15 protein-coding genes are annotated in these 13,353 nt (G+C 68.4%); 11 read left to right on the top strand and 4 right to left on the bottom strand.

Annotated features, from left to right (window positions below):
• The first annotated feature begins 79 nt into the window (after window positions 1-79).
• The 4 genes from OB895_RS15345 to OB895_RS15330 are packed head-to-tail and all read left to right on the top strand — an operon-like array spanning window position 80 to window position 4,052.
• A complete protein-coding gene (locus OB895_RS15345; protein WP_042540062.1) occupies window positions 80-934 on the top strand; it encodes a tryptophan 2,3-dioxygenase in 855 nt (284 codons plus the stop codon).
• On the top strand, window positions 934-1,902 hold the full coding sequence (locus OB895_RS15340; protein WP_079113463.1) for an amidohydrolase family protein: 969 nt from the start codon (window positions 934-936) through the stop codon (window positions 1,900-1,902). The genes OB895_RS15345 and OB895_RS15340 overlap by 1 nt, the downstream gene beginning before the upstream one ends.
• A 1-nt stretch (window position 1,903) precedes the next feature.
• Window positions 1,904-3,157 carry a kynureninase gene (locus OB895_RS15335; RefSeq protein WP_079113464.1) on the top strand — a complete coding sequence of 418 codons (1,254 nt, stop codon included), beginning with the start codon at window positions 1,904-1,906 and terminating at the stop codon, window positions 3,155-3,157.
• Window positions 3,147-4,052, top strand: a complete 906-nt coding sequence (locus OB895_RS15330) for a PaaX family transcriptional regulator (protein ID WP_079113465.1) — start codon at window positions 3,147-3,149, stop codon at window positions 4,050-4,052. The genes OB895_RS15335 and OB895_RS15330 overlap by 11 nt, the downstream gene beginning before the upstream one ends.
• On the opposite strand, the gene OB895_RS15325 is transcribed toward OB895_RS15330, so the two are convergent.
• Window positions 4,030-5,028 (bottom strand): LacI family DNA-binding transcriptional regulator, encoded by a 999-nt coding sequence (locus OB895_RS15325; RefSeq protein ID WP_042540058.1) that lies wholly within the window; start codon window positions 5,026-5,028, stop codon window positions 4,030-4,032. The two genes, OB895_RS15330 and OB895_RS15325, sit on opposite strands and share 23 nt — an antisense overlap.
• A gap of 163 nt (window positions 5,029-5,191) precedes the next feature.
• Here OB895_RS15325 and OB895_RS15320 point away from each other — a divergent pair, with 163 nt between their 5' ends.
• The 4 genes from OB895_RS15320 to OB895_RS15305 are packed head-to-tail and all read left to right on the top strand — an operon-like array spanning window position 5,192 to window position 10,724.
• Complete coding sequence (locus tag OB895_RS15320) at window positions 5,192-6,487, top strand: ABC transporter substrate-binding protein (RefSeq protein WP_311878058.1); 1,296 nt, start codon at window positions 5,192-5,194, stop codon at window positions 6,485-6,487.
• Window positions 6,468-7,493 carry a carbohydrate ABC transporter permease gene (locus OB895_RS15315; protein WP_079113467.1) on the top strand — a complete coding sequence of 342 codons (1,026 nt, stop codon included), beginning with the start codon at window positions 6,468-6,470 and terminating at the stop codon, window positions 7,491-7,493. The genes OB895_RS15320 and OB895_RS15315 overlap by 20 nt, the downstream gene beginning before the upstream one ends.
• Window positions 7,490-8,371 carry a carbohydrate ABC transporter permease gene (locus OB895_RS15310; RefSeq protein ID WP_153302245.1) on the top strand — a complete coding sequence of 294 codons (882 nt, stop codon included), beginning with the start codon at window positions 7,490-7,492 and terminating at the stop codon, window positions 8,369-8,371. The genes OB895_RS15315 and OB895_RS15310 overlap by 4 nt, the downstream gene beginning before the upstream one ends.
• Before the next feature lie 49 nt (window positions 8,372-8,420).
• Complete coding sequence (locus tag OB895_RS15305) at window positions 8,421-10,724, top strand: beta-xylosidase/alpha-l-arabinosidase (RefSeq protein WP_446499969.1); 2,304 nt, start codon at window positions 8,421-8,423, stop codon at window positions 10,722-10,724.
• A gap of 3 nt (window positions 10,725-10,727) precedes the next feature.
• Here OB895_RS15305 and OB895_RS15300 read toward each other — a convergent pair whose 3' ends face one another.
• Window positions 10,728-11,213: an FBP domain-containing protein gene (locus tag OB895_RS15300; RefSeq protein ID WP_311878057.1), complete on the bottom strand. Its 486-nt coding sequence runs from the start codon at window positions 11,211-11,213 to the stop codon at window positions 10,728-10,730.
• Between the two features lie 313 nt (window positions 11,214-11,526).
• On the opposite strand from OB895_RS15300, the gene OB895_RS15295 reads away from it, so the two are divergent.
• Complete coding sequence (locus OB895_RS15295; protein ID WP_311878056.1) at window positions 11,527-11,874, top strand: hypothetical protein; 348 nt, start codon at window positions 11,527-11,529, stop codon at window positions 11,872-11,874.
• 55 nt (window positions 11,875-11,929) lie between these two features.
• Here the strand turns inward: OB895_RS15295 and OB895_RS18275 are convergent, their stop codons facing one another.
• A complete protein-coding gene (locus OB895_RS18275) occupies window positions 11,930-12,205 on the bottom strand; it encodes a four-helix bundle copper-binding protein (RefSeq protein WP_475123665.1) in 276 nt (91 codons plus the stop codon).
• A 330-nt stretch (window positions 12,206-12,535) separates the two neighbouring features.
• On the opposite strand from OB895_RS18275, the gene OB895_RS15280 reads away from it, so the two are divergent.
• A complete protein-coding gene (locus OB895_RS15280; protein ID WP_079113471.1) occupies window positions 12,536-12,742 on the top strand; it encodes a CsbD family protein in 207 nt (68 codons plus the stop codon).
• A 45-nt stretch (window positions 12,743-12,787) separates the two neighbouring features.
• Here OB895_RS15280 and OB895_RS15275 read toward each other — a convergent pair whose 3' ends face one another.
• Window positions 12,788-12,952 carry a hypothetical protein gene (locus OB895_RS15275; protein ID WP_164481676.1) on the bottom strand — a complete coding sequence of 55 codons (165 nt, stop codon included), beginning with the start codon at window positions 12,950-12,952 and terminating at the stop codon, window positions 12,788-12,790.
• Between the two features lie 123 nt (window positions 12,953-13,075).
• Here OB895_RS15275 and OB895_RS15270 point away from each other — a divergent pair, with 123 nt between their 5' ends.
• Window positions 13,076-13,342 (top strand): DUF7218 family protein, encoded by a 267-nt coding sequence (locus tag OB895_RS15270; protein WP_056374055.1) that lies wholly within the window; start codon window positions 13,076-13,078, stop codon window positions 13,340-13,342.
• Window positions 13,343-13,353: the final 11 nt, after the last annotated feature.

The following is a 13,353-nucleotide window of genomic DNA, read 5'->3' as shown; positions in this document are numbered from 1 at the left end:
CCAGCGCGACATTTCACTATTGTGACGCTCGCCACGATTGTTATATGTTTGGCCTGTCCGTCACGACAGGAAGCGACCCATGAGCACCGAGAACAACGAGCGCGAGCTCGAGGCCGGCATCGTCACCGATCTGTCCGGCCGCATGACCTACGGGTCGTACCTGTCGCTCGACCAGCTGCTCACCGCGCAGAATCCGGTCAGCGTCCCCGAGCACCACGATGAGCTGCTGTTCATCATCCAGCACCAGACCACCGAGCTCTGGCTGAAGCAGCTGCTGCATGAGCTGTCATCCGCCCGCGAACTGCTCGCGAGCGATGACCTGCGCGAGGCACTGAAGCGGGTGGCCCGGGTCAAGCGCATCCAAGACGTGATGACGCAGCAGTGGGCGATCCTCGCGACCCTCACCCCCACCGAGTACGCGCAGTTCCGCGGAGCGCTCGGCAACTCCTCGGGCTTCCAGTCGGTGCAGTACCGCGCGGTCGAGTTCGCCCTCGGCAACAAGAACGAGAAGATGCTCAGCGTCTTCGCCGACCACCCCGCCAACCTCGCGCTGCTCACGGCCGAGTGGCACAAGCCCACGCTCTACGACGAGTTCCTGCGCTACGCCTCGCGGCGCGGCCTGCCGATCCCGGCCGAGATCCTCGAGCGCGACGTGCGCCTGCCTTACCGCGAGACACCCGAACTGGTGCCCGCGATCCGCGAGATCTACCAGAACCATCAACAGCACTGGGACCTCTACGAGGCCTGCGAAGACCTCGTAGACCTCGAAGACAACTTCCAGTTCTGGCGCTTCCGCCACCTGAAGACCGTCGCCCGCACGATCGGAATGAAGGTCGGCACCGGCGGCTCGAGCGGAGTCGGCTTCCTGCAGCGCGCTCTCGACCTGACGTTCTTCCCCGAGCTCTACACCGTGCGCACCGAGATCGGCGGCTGATGAACGCTGCGACCTTCTTCGATGGCGAGGAATGGCGCGACGGCACCATCGAGATGATCGACGGACGGATGCTGCTGCGCCCCGGGTCACCGGCATCCGATCTGCGTCTGTCCGACCTGCCGAGGCTCGACGGCGTGATCGTCGGCGGCTTCACCGACCACCACGTGCACCTCCAGCTCGTCGATCACGCACTGCTGCATGACTCGACTCTCGGACGCGTGATCGACCTCGGGGGGAACCCTGCGGCGGTCGCCGCGCTGTCCGAAGGCGCGGCGCGTTTCGTCGCCGTCGAGTTCGCGGGTGCGTTCCTCACGCCCGTCGGCGGTTACCCGAGCGACCGCGACTGGGCCCCAGCGGGGTCCTTCCGCGAGATCGCAGACACCGCAGCAGCCACCGCGGCCGTCGCGGAGATGGCGGATGCCGGAGCATCCTGCATCAAGGTCGCGAACAACAGCACTGCCGGGCCCGTCTTCAGCGACCTCCTGTTCCGCGCGATGGTCGAGGCCGCCGCCGCACGCGGCCTCCCCGTCGTCGCCCATGCCGAAGGCGTGGGAGAAGCGCAGCGAGCAGTCCGCCTCGGCGCCGCGCGCCTCGCACACGCCCCGTTCACCGAGCGACTCGACGATGCCGAGGTCACCGCCCAGGCAGCATCCGTCTCGTGGATCTCGACGCTCGCCATCCACGAGGGCGACACGCACGCCACAGCGGTCGACAACGTCCGCCGCTTCCATGCCGCCGGCGGCACCGTGCTCTACGGCACCGACATGGGCAACGGCCCGATGCCCGTCGGTCTGAACCCGAGCGAACTGACTGCCCTCCGCGACGCGGGTCTCGACGGCATCGACCTGTTGCGCGCCCTCGCACCGCAGAACCCTCTCGACCCTGCTGCACTCCTCCTGAGGCTCCCCGGCACCGACGCCGACCCGACACTCGCCCGCCCGCTGACCAGCGCCGATCTGAAGGCTTGACATGACCGACACCCGCGACGCCGCGACCATCGAACGCTCGCTCCTCGACCTCGCCGGCGCCCTCGACGCCGCCGACCCGCTGCACGCCCACCTCGAGGCGTTCGCCGAGGCCCCGGGCGTCGGCGCCTACCTCGACGGCAACTCGCTCGGGCGGCCGCTGAAAGACACACCCGAGAAGCTCTCGGCGTTCGTGCGCGACGACTGGGGCACCCGGCTGATCCGCTCGTGGGACGAGCAGTGGATGGCGCTGCCGATGGAGCTCGGCGATCGCATCGGCAGCCTCACGCTCGGAGCCGCCGCGGGCCAGACCGTCGTGGCCGACTCCACGAGCGTGCTGATCTACAAGCTGATGCGCGCCGGCGCGACCGCCGACCCGTCGCGCACCGAGCTCGTGATCGAGGCGGGCAACTTCCCCACCGACCGGTTCATGGCAGAGGGCGTCGCGGCTGAGACCGGCATGACGGTGCGCTGGATCGAGCCCGACCCGGTGCTCGGCGTGCAGATCGCCGATGTCGTCGCCGCCATCTCCGAGCGCACGGCGCTCGTCTCTCTCAGCCACGTCGACTACCGCTCCGGCGCCCTCGCCGACATGCCAGGCATCACGACCGCGGTGCACGAGGTCGGAGCCCTCATGATGTGGGACCTCTGCCACTCGGCCGGCGTGATCCCGATGCAGCTCGACACCTGGGGCGTCGACATGGCGGTCGGATGCACGTACAAGTACCTCAACGGCGGCCCCGGCTCCCCCGCGTTCGCCTACCTGCGACGCGAGCACCAGGGCGTCCTGCGCCAGCCGATCCAGGGCTGGTGGAGCGCCGCCGACATCTTCGCGATGGGGCCGGAGTACGTCCCGGCCGGCGACATCCGGCAGCTGCTCAGCGGCACTCCCCCGATAACCTCCATGCTCGCGATGCAGGGCATGCTCGACCTCATCGAGCAGGCGTCGATCGAGGCGATCCGCGAGAAGTCCCTCTCCCTCACCGACTTCGCCGTCCGTGCCTATGACGAAGCGCTCGCCCCGCTCGGCGTGCGGCTGCTCAGCACACGCGACGCCGCACTCCGAGGAAGCCACGTGACGATCGGCCACCCTGATTTCCGCGCCGTGACGCAGCGCCTGTGGGCCGACGGCATCATCCCCGACTTCCGCTTCCCCGACGGCATCCGCCTGGGACTCTCGCCGCTCAGCACCTCATATGTCGAGACGCTCACCGGCATTCTCGCCGTGCGCGACGCCCTGGAGTCGTATGACCGCTGAGCCCACAGAGCAGATCGCCGCGGGCCCCGTGCTCGACGACATCGATGCACGCCCAGGCAGCACGGCATCGCTGCTGCGCACCCTGGTGGGGCTGTATCTGCGACCGCTCGGCGACTGGATCTCGACGGCCGATCTGGTCGCGCTCGCCGGCGATCTCGGGATCCCCACGGCGCAGGCACGCACCGGCGTCACCCGCCTCAAGCAGAAGGGACTGCTGCTCGCCGAGCGCAGACACGCCGTCGGCTATCGGCTCAACCCTGATGCCGCCACGATGCTCGAGCGGGGCGATCGACGCATCTTCGAGATGCGTGAGATGACGGATGCCGACAGCTGGTGCCTCATCTCCTTCTCGATGCCCGAGAGCGCCCGCGCCACGAGGCACCAGCTGCGCCGTCGCCTGCAGTGGATCGGGGCGGGTGTCGTGTCTCCCGCCCTGTGGATCTGCCCGGGGCATCTGCAGGGCGAGGTTCTCGAGATCGTCGACGATCTCGACGCCAGTGAGTGGGTGACGCTGTTCCAGGCCGGCACTCCGACGACCGCGCGCACCCTGCCCGAGGCGGCCGCGGACTGGTGGGACCTCGACGCCCTGCGCGCCGAGCACCTCGAGTTCCAGTCGTCGCTCGAGACGCTTCCGGAGGCGCCGTTCGCCGCCTACGTGCAGCTGATCGACCGCTGGCGCGTGCTGCCCTACATCGATCCGGGCCTGCCGCCCTCGATGCTGCCGGCCGACTGGCCGGGAAGGCACAGCATCGCCGAGTTCCTGAGGCTGTCGACGGAGCTGTCGGATGCCGCGTGGCAGCGCGTGCGCGAAGTCACGGGAGCGGAAGCCGCCGGAGCGGAAGCCACCGGAGCGGAAGCCACGAGAGCGCAGGTCACCGGGGCGGGGCGGTCGTAGCCCGCACCACCAGCCGCGTCGGCAGGATCACGTGCATCTCGTCGATCTCCTGCCCCGAGAGCAGCGTGAACACCATGTCGGCTGCGACGGCCCCGAGTCTGCGCATCGGCTGCTGGATCGTCGTGAGCGGCAGCGCCCTTCTGGTCGCCTCAGGCACGTCGTCGAACCCGATCACCGACAGATCATCCGGCACCCGCAGCCCCAGCTCGTGAGCGACATCGATGACCGCGATCGCCGACAGGTCGTTCGCCGCGAAGATCGCCGTCGGTCGGGATTCGCCGCTCAGCATGATGCGGGCGGACTCCCTGGTCGCGTCGAGCTCGTAGCGGCCGATGCCCACCAGTGACGGATCGAGCGGGATCCCCGCGTCGGAGAGGGCCCTGCGGTAGCCGGCGTCACGGAGCCCGGCGGATCGGAGATCCGGGCGGCCCGCGACGAATCCGATCCGGCGATGGCCGAGCTCGATCAGGTGTCTGGTCGCCGTGAGAGCGCCGCCGAAGCTGTCGGATTCGACCGTGGGCAGGTCGGCCCGGCCCGTGTGGGGATCGATCGCGACCACCGGGATCTCGGTGCCGGCGCTCACGACCGTGGGGGTGACCATGATCGCCGCATCGATCAGCGTGCCCGAGAGCCTGCTCAGCGATCGCCGCTCCCAGCCGTCGCCTGCGCCGAGGTGCGACCCGCTGTAGGCGAGGAGGTCGAACGCCGTGTCGTGCACCGCCGAGCCGACGCCCTTGAGGATCTCGGCACTGAAGGGCTCGAAGTCCGCCAGGAGAACGCCGATCACCCCCGTGCGCCGTGCCCTCATGCTGCTCGCGACGAGGCTCGACTCGTACCCGAGCTGCTTCACCGCGTCGAGGACGCGCTGCACCGTGGCATCCGCGATCCCGTATCGACCGTTCACCGCCTTCGAGACGGTCGACACCGACACCCCCGCCGCTTTCGCGACATCGTGGATCGTCGTTCGGCCCCCCATGAGACGCCAGCGTAGTCCGGCACAGCGGTATATGGAAACTGTTTTCGAAAACGTTTGACGGACGAGTGCTCCGACTGGAGACTCATGCCACTGCGGTCTCGACTGAGCGTCCGCAGGCGCCCCGCAGCGAAGCGGCGCGCAACTCGATGAGGAGAACGATCACATGAACAGCAGAAGGCTCCCCCTCGCCTCCGCGGTCGCAGCAATGGCCGTCGGAGCGCTCGCGCTCTCGGGCTGCACCGCAGACTCGTCCGGCACCGGCGACGGCGGCGACACCAGCATGACCCTCTGGCACAACTCCACGACAGGCCCCGGAGTGGAGTTCTGGGAGCAGACGGTCGCCGATTTCGAGAAGGACAACCCGGGCGTCACGATCGACATCCAGTCGATCCAGAACGAGGATCTCGACGGAAAGCTGCAGACCGCCCTCAATTCGGGAGACGCTCCCGACATCTTCCTGCAGCGCGGCGGCGGCAAGATGGCCGCGATGGTCAAGGCCGGCCAGCTGAAGGACCTCACCGACGCCATCTCGGGTCCTGCCGCCGACGAGATCCCCGACGCGTCGTACTCGGCGAACAGCCTCGACGGCAAGATCTACGCCATGCCCGTCGCCGTGCTGCCCGGCGGCCTGTTCTACAGCCAGGACCTCTTCGATCAGGCCGGCATCACCGAGAACCCGACCACCCTCGACGAGCTCGAAGAGGCCACGGTCGCGCTCAAGGGCGCCGGCATCGACCCGATCGCGCTGGGCGCCAAGGACGCCTGGCCCGCCGCGCACTGGTACTACTGGCTCGCACTGCGCGAGTGCAGCTCGGACACGCTCGCCAAGGCCGCAGACGAGATGGACTTCAGCGACGAGTGCTGGGTGCGTGCGGGTGAGGACCTGCAGTCGTTCGCCGAGACCGAGCCCTTCAACTCGGGCTTCCTGACGACTCCGGCACAGCAGGGCGCCGGCAGCTCCGCCGGCCTCATCGCGAACCACCAGGCCGCCATGGAGCTCATGGGCGCCTGGAACCCCGGAGTCATCGGCTCGCTCACCCCTGACCAGAAGCCGCTGGCCGACCTCAGCTGGTTCCCGTTCCCCGAGGTCGAGGGCGGAGACGGCGAGCCCGGTTCGATGATGGGCGGCGTCGACGGCTACTCGTGCTCGGTCGATGCGCCGGACGCCTGCGTGGACTTCTTGAACTACATCGGCACGTCAGACGTGCAGACGGCGTACTACAAGGCCTTCAACGCACCGCCGGTCAACACCGTCGCTCAGGAGGCCGTCACCGAGCCCTACCTGAAGACGATCCTCGAGGCCTACAACGCCGCTCCGTATGCGACGCAGTGGCTCGACACGGTCTACGGCCAGAACGTGGGCAACGCGCTGAACGTCGCGGTGGTCGACCTGCTCGCGGGCAACAGCAGCGCGGAGGACCTGGTCAAGGCTGTGCAGGATGCCGCAGCGAAAGCGTGACACGCGTGCCCGGCTGGAAGTGATGCTTCTGGCCGGGCCCGCCCTGCTCGTCTTCCTCGCCTTCGTCATCTTCCCGGTGCTGATGGCGGCGTACTACGGGTTCTTCAGCTGGCAGGGCTACGGCCCGCCCACCGATTTCGTCGGGTTGAAGAACTACCTCACGATCCTTCAGGATCCCCTCTTCCACGACGCGCTCGCGCACAACGGCTTCATCCTGGTGTTCTCCCTCGTGCTCCAGGGTCCGGTCGCCATCGTGCTGGCGCTGCTGCTGAACCGCAAGATGCGAGGCCAGTCGCTGATCCGCGTGCTGATCTTCGTGCCCTACGTGATCTCCGAGGTCGTCGTGGGCACGGGGTGGAGCCTGATGCTGCAGACCAACGGCGCGCTCAACGCGATGCTGACCAACATGGGTCTGGGATTCCTGGCGACCGACTGGCTGTCGGACCCCGGGATCGCGATCTGGACGCTGATGGCGATCATCACCTGGAAGTACGTCGGCTTCGCGGTCATCCTGTTCCTCGCCGGTCTGCAGGGCATTCCCGAGGAGCTGAACGAGGCCGCGGCCATCGACGGCGCGTCCTACTGGCAGATCCAGTGGCGGATCACGCTGCCGCTGCTCGCACCCACTCTGCGCATCTGGGCGTTCCTGTCGATCATCGGCTCGCTGCAGCTGTTCGACCTCGTCTACATCATCTGGGGGCAGTACATCGCCTCCACCGCCGGCACCTCGACGATGGCGACCTACATGGTCTCCGAAGGACGCAACGCCGGCAACTACGGCTACGGCAACGCGGTCGCGGTCGTGCTCTTCCTCATCTCGCTCGTGGTCGCTCTCATCTATCAGCGTGCCGTGCTGCGCAAGGACACCGACGGCGCCCTCACCGGTGCCTCCGGCCGGAAGAAGAGCACCCGATCCCGTGCGCGGCAGGACGCCGCGCCGCAGGAGGCCGACGCAGACGCCCGCGCGACTGCCGACGCCACCACACAGAAGGAGTCCGTCCGATGACCGCCACCTCGGTGCTCGTCACCCAGCGCAAGGCCCGCACGGGTCGCGTCGCGAAGCCGCGGCTGCCATGGGCCAACCCCGCCGTGTATTTCGTCGCGCTGATCGCGGTCGGTCTGATGCTGGCGCCCATCGCCTACATCATCACCGGCGGGTTCCGCACGAACGCGCAGATCACGACCGATCCGTCGGGGTTCCCGCAGCCGTGGGTGGTGTCGAACTACCTCGACGTGCTCACCGGCAGCGTGTTCTGGCGGCTCGTGGGCAACTCGACCATCGTCGCTCTCGCGACCACCGTCGGCACGGTGGCCCTGGGACTCATGGCGGCCTACGTCCTCGCAAGATACCGGTTCGCCGGCCGCGGGGTGCTCTACGCGTTCTTCGCCGCCGGGCTGATGTTCCCCCTGACCGTGGCGATCACCCCGCTGTACATCGTGGTGCGCAGTCTCGGGCTCATGAACTCGCTCGGCGGAGTGATCCTGCCCCAGATCGCGTTCGCGCTGCCGACGACGATCATCATCCTCGTGCCGTTCCTGCGCGCTATCCCCGACGAGATCCAGGAGGCCGCGTTCATCGACGGATGCAGTCGCATCGGGTTCTTCTGGCGGATGGTGCTGCCGCTCTCGCTCCCCGGGGTCATCACCACGGGCATCCTGGCGTTCATCGGCAGCTGGAACGGCTACCTGCTGCCGCTGTTCATCCTCAACGACGATGCGGCGTTCACGCTGCCGCTCGGCGTGCAGTCGTTCGCATCCCAATACTCCGTGGACACCGCGAAGGTGCTCGCGTTCACATCGCTGTCGATGATCCCGGCGCTGATCTTCTTCAGCCTGTTCGAGCGGCGCATCGTGGGAGGGCTGACCGGTGCAGTCAAGGGCTGATGCGGTCGCCGTCGCGACACCCCACGTCGACGAGAACGAGAAAGAGAACATGATGTTGCAGCCCGCAGGCTCCGCGCCGCACTCCCCCCGCGTCGAGGCGCTCCTCGCCCGCATGACTCTGGAAGAGAAGCAGGCGCAGCTCGTCGGCTTCTGGGTCGACCAGGGCGTCGAGGTGGTCGCCCCGATGTCGGGCGAGAAGAAGAGCTCGACGCGCTACGAGGATGCCTCCACGCACGGCATCGGACACCTCACGCGTGTGTACGGCACCCGCCCCGTCGACCCCGTCGAGCGGGCCGCCTGGCTGTGGACCGAGCAGCGGCGACTGCAGCAGCAGACGCGACTGGGCATTCCGGCGCTCGTGCACGAGGAATGCCTGACGGGCCTCGCCGCGTGGAAGGCGGCGACCTTCCCGACGCCGCTGGCGTGGGGCGCGGCGTTCGACCCCGAGCTGGTCGAGGAGGTCGGTCGGGCCATCGGCTCGTCGATGCGGTCCCTCGGCATCCATCAGGGTCTGGCTCCGGTGCTCGATGTGATCCGCGACCCCCGCTGGGGTCGGGTCGACGAGTGCATCGCCGAAGACCCCCTGGTCGTCGGCCGGGTGGGCACCGCCTATGTCCGCGGCCTGCAGTCCGAGGGCGTGCACGCGACCCTCAAGCACTTCATCGGATACTCCGCCTCGAAGGCCGGACGCAACCATGCCCCCGTCAGCGCAGGCCTGCGCGAGATCGAGGACGTGCTGCTCCCGCCGTTCGAGATGGCGATCCACGAGGGCGGTGCCCGCAGCGTCATGAACTCCTACGTCGACATCGACGGGGTGCCCGTCACGGCCGACGCGCGCTATCTCACCGGCATCCTGCGCGACCGCTGGGGATTCGACGGAGTGGTCGTGTCGGACTATTTCGCCGTCGATTTCCTGCACAGCATGCACCGCGCGGCCGCCGACTCGGCTGATGCCGCCCGGCTCGCACTCACCGCGGGAATCGACGTCGAGCTGCCCTCGCCCGACGCCTTCGTCACCCTCGCCGAGCAGGTGCGTGACGGCCGGCTCTCACCGGAGATCCTCGACAGGGCGGTGGGCCGGTTGCTCGCGCAGAAGGAGGAGCTCGGGCTGCTGGATGCCGACTTCGACACTCCTCCGACCGCCATCGATCTCGATCCGGCCGAGCACCGCGCGCTCGCGCGACGCCTCGCCGAAGAGTCGGTCGTGCTGCTGAGCAACGACGGCGCACTCCCCCTCGCCCCGACGACGACCTCGCGGATCGCGGTGATAGGCCCCAATGCCGACAGCACCGAAGCGCTGATGGGCTGCTACTCGTTCGTCAACCACGTGCTCGCTCATCACCCCGACACCCCCGCGGGAATCGAGCTGCCGACGGTCACCGGATCGCTGCGCGCCGAGTTCCCCGCAGCTGACATCACCTCGACGATCGGATGCGGGGTCGAGGGCTCCGACCGCTCCGGCATCCCGGCCGCCGTCGAGGCCGCCGCGGCCGCCGACGTCGCGATCGTCGTCGTCGGCGACCGCGCGGGCCTCTTCGGACGAGGCACCGTCGGCGAGGGAAACGACGTCGACGACCTCGAGCTCCCCGGCGTCCAGCGCGAGCTGGTCGAGGCCGTGGTCGCGACCGGCACTCCGGTGATCCTGATCGCGATGACCGGGCGTCCGTACGTGCTCGACTGGGCGCTGCCTGCTCGGGCGGGTGCCGCCGGGACCATGACCGGTCTCGGAGCGGTCGACGCCTCGGCGACGACGAGCACGGCGTCTGCGGGAATCCCCGCCGCGGTGCTCCAGACGTTCTTCCCCGGCGAGGAGGGCGGCCCCGCTCTCGCGCGGCTGCTGAGCGGTCGCGTCGCACCGTCGGGGCGTCTGCCGGTGTCGCTGCCGCGATCGGCCGGGGCGCAGCCGTACTCGTACCTGCACCCCGTGCTCGGCGGACGCACGGATGTCACCAGCGCCGACTCCACCCCGGTGCGACCCTTCGGCTTCGGTCTGAGCTACACGACGTTCGCACACGACGAGCTCACCGCTCCCGCGTCGATCGCCGCGGGCGAGATCTTCCGGGCGACGGTGCGGGTGCGCAACACCGGCGAGGTCGCAGCGACGGATGTCGTGCAGCTGTATGCGCACGACGAGGTCGGGAGCGTGACCCGCCCGGTCGCCCAGCTGCTGGACTTCCGGCGGGTCACGCTCGCGCCCGGCGCCGATGCGCTCGTCGATTTCGACGTGCCGATCGACCGACTCGCCTTCACGGGACTCGACGGCGTGAAGCGCGTCGAGCCGGGCGCGATCCGCCTGTGGGTCGGAAGCGCCTGCGATGACGAGGAGACGGTGGCGCGACTCGAGATCGTGTGAGGATCAGCTCCGCACGGCCGCGATGAAAGCGCTCACGTGCTCCTGCAGCTTGAGGATGCGCAGCTCGCGCGCGAGCTCGCGGTCATAGCCGTCGTAGGCCAGCGGCGGCAGCACCCGCACGTTCTTCGAGCATCCGAACTCGGTGCACACGAGGGTGCCGATGGTGTCTCCCTTGCGCCCCGCGGGTCCGGCCTTGCGGGCTGCATAGAGCTGCACGTCATTGCGGAGGGTCACGTCTTCGCACCATGAGCACTGCGCACGCGCGATCACGCGCTGCTCGGCTCGCTGGAGGATCACCCCGGTGGCGACGTCGTCGACCCACGCGACGACATACGAGCGGCGGGGCAGCTTGGGGTCGACCCATCCCAGGTAGTCGAGCCTGTCGAAGTCGAGGTCGGGGAACCCGGCGGGCAGCGTGAGGTCGGAGACCTCTTTGCGGGAGGCGTTGATGAAGGAGGCGCGCAGGGTGCGCTCGTCGATGGGACGCATGAGAAGAGTGCTTTCGTGTGGGCCGCAGACAGCGGCGGAAGAAGGAACAGGAGCGGTCATCCGAGTGGATGCCGGGTACGACGCGGCTCCGAAGACGGGGTGTTCCGCCTCCGGCCGATCGTCAGCCTCTGTCCGTGGCGCTGAACGCGCCCACGGCTCCCATCTGCGCTCGATCCGGGATCCGGAGAGCACTCTTCGACAACAGCACCCGGCGAGTCTACGCCCGTTTGTTTCACAGCGTGTCGGCCCGGGTTCCGTCTCTCGCGCGACCGACCTACTCTTGCCGGAACGTCCGCTCACGAAGGAGACCACCGTGTCCACGCCGCTGAACCACCTTTCGCCCCTCTCGGTGCGTGAGCGTTCTGCGTGCATGTGCCGTCACGGCTTCGCCTGCTCCTCCTTCGAGGCGGGCCACGCGCTGCACCTGATTCAGGCGCGCATCGCGTCGGCGACGCCGAGCGAGTGGGCGGACGCGATCGTCGAGCACGCCGACGCGACCACGGGCGAGCTCCTCGTGCGCACGCTCGACGACGCCACGCACACGCTGTGGAACGCGTCGGGTGCGGCGCTCGAGGCACCCGCGGGCACGCCGATCGCGCTGCACGTGCGCTACGGCGTGCTGGCCGTCGGCCGCGCGCAGTTCAACGTCGCGCTCGGCTGAGCGCGCGTCGTCTCGGGCGGCCTGGCCGTCCTCGCTCGATGACAGGGGATGCGGCTCAGGCGGTCGCCATCATCATGTCCTTGACGGCCATGCATGCGTCCATGCAGTCCTTGCAGGCCTGAGCGCACATCTTGCAGACCTCGCTGTGGTCGGCGTGCTGCATGCACTCGTCCATGCACGTCTGGCACATCGCGATGCAGGCGTCGAGCATGGACATCATCGACGCGGGGGTCATGCCCTGCATCCGCATCATCGACCGCATCATGGTGTTGCACATGTCGGCGCAGTTCATGCAGGCGGGCGAGCAGTCCATCATCTGCGTCGAGCACACCGTGCACGCCTGCTCGCACGCCGAACACGCGTCCATGCAGGCCTGCAAGACGGACATGTCCATCGTCGCCATGTCGGGCATCGACATCATGTTCGAGCGCATGGCGCCCATCATCATCGAGTCCATTTTCTACCGCTTCCTTCGTCGGCCGCAGCCGAGGTGAGAGCGGGCAGGACCACCCGCCTGGGGCCAGGTTAGTCGTGTGCGGCATCCACGTCGATGCCCGGCGGACGCTGTCACGAGTGCTCGTCGTTGTCAATCCCGTGTGCAGGATTCTCGTCCCGTGGGACGGTGGACGGACATTGATCGACTGATGAAAGGAAGAGCCCCATGAGTGGAGCAGACGACATCAAGAACGCAGCGGAGAAGGCCGGCGGAAAGATCAAGGAGGGCGTCGGAAAGGCGACCGACAACGAGAAGCTCGAAGCCGAGGGCCGCGGCGATCAGGCGAAGGCCTCCGCCAAGCAGGCCGGCGAGAACGTGAAGGACGCCGCCAAGAACGTCGGCGACAACCTGCGCGACAGCTCCCGGGACTGATCCCGAACGGAGTGAGGCCCGCCGGAGCGGGCCTCACTGCGCGGATCAGCGGGTGCGGTTGCCGGAGATCGCTCGGATCAACCAGGCGATGACCGCGATGGCCAGCAGCACCAGGCCGACCCACAGGAGGAACTGCAGGGACTGCACGAGCCCGCCGGTGATCGCCAGGATGATGGCGACGACGATGATGATGATCAGCAGGATGTTCATCGGTCTTCCCTTCTCGGGGCGCGGGGGAGGCGCCCATCTACGGTCTCCCAACCTAGACCGCCTCATCCCATGCCCCGAGGGCCTTGACTCGGGCCTTCCCGCCGTGCGAGAGGAGCACACGACATGCCAGGACGCAGGAACAACTCGCTGAAGGATCCGGAGCTGTACGAAGAGCTCCGCGACGACGGCGCCTCGAAGGAGAAGGCCGCCCGCATCTCCAATGCCGCCGCCCGCGACGGCCGAAGCGCTGTCGGGCGCCGAGGCGGCGAACACGGCGACTACGAGGACTGGACCGTCGACGAACTGCGCGCCCGCGCCAAGGAGATCGGCCTCACCGGTTACAGCCGTCAGCGCAAGGCCGAGCTCATCTCGGCGCTGCGCGACCACTAGGGCTCGCGTAT

The sequence above is a fragment of the Microbacterium forte genome (genome assembly GCF_031885415.1).
Classification (GTDB): Bacteria; Actinomycetota; Actinomycetes; order Actinomycetales; family Microbacteriaceae; genus Microbacterium; species Microbacterium forte.
The sequence above is the reverse complement of the archived record's forward strand: the minus strand, read 5'-3'. Positions and strand labels throughout refer to the sequence as shown.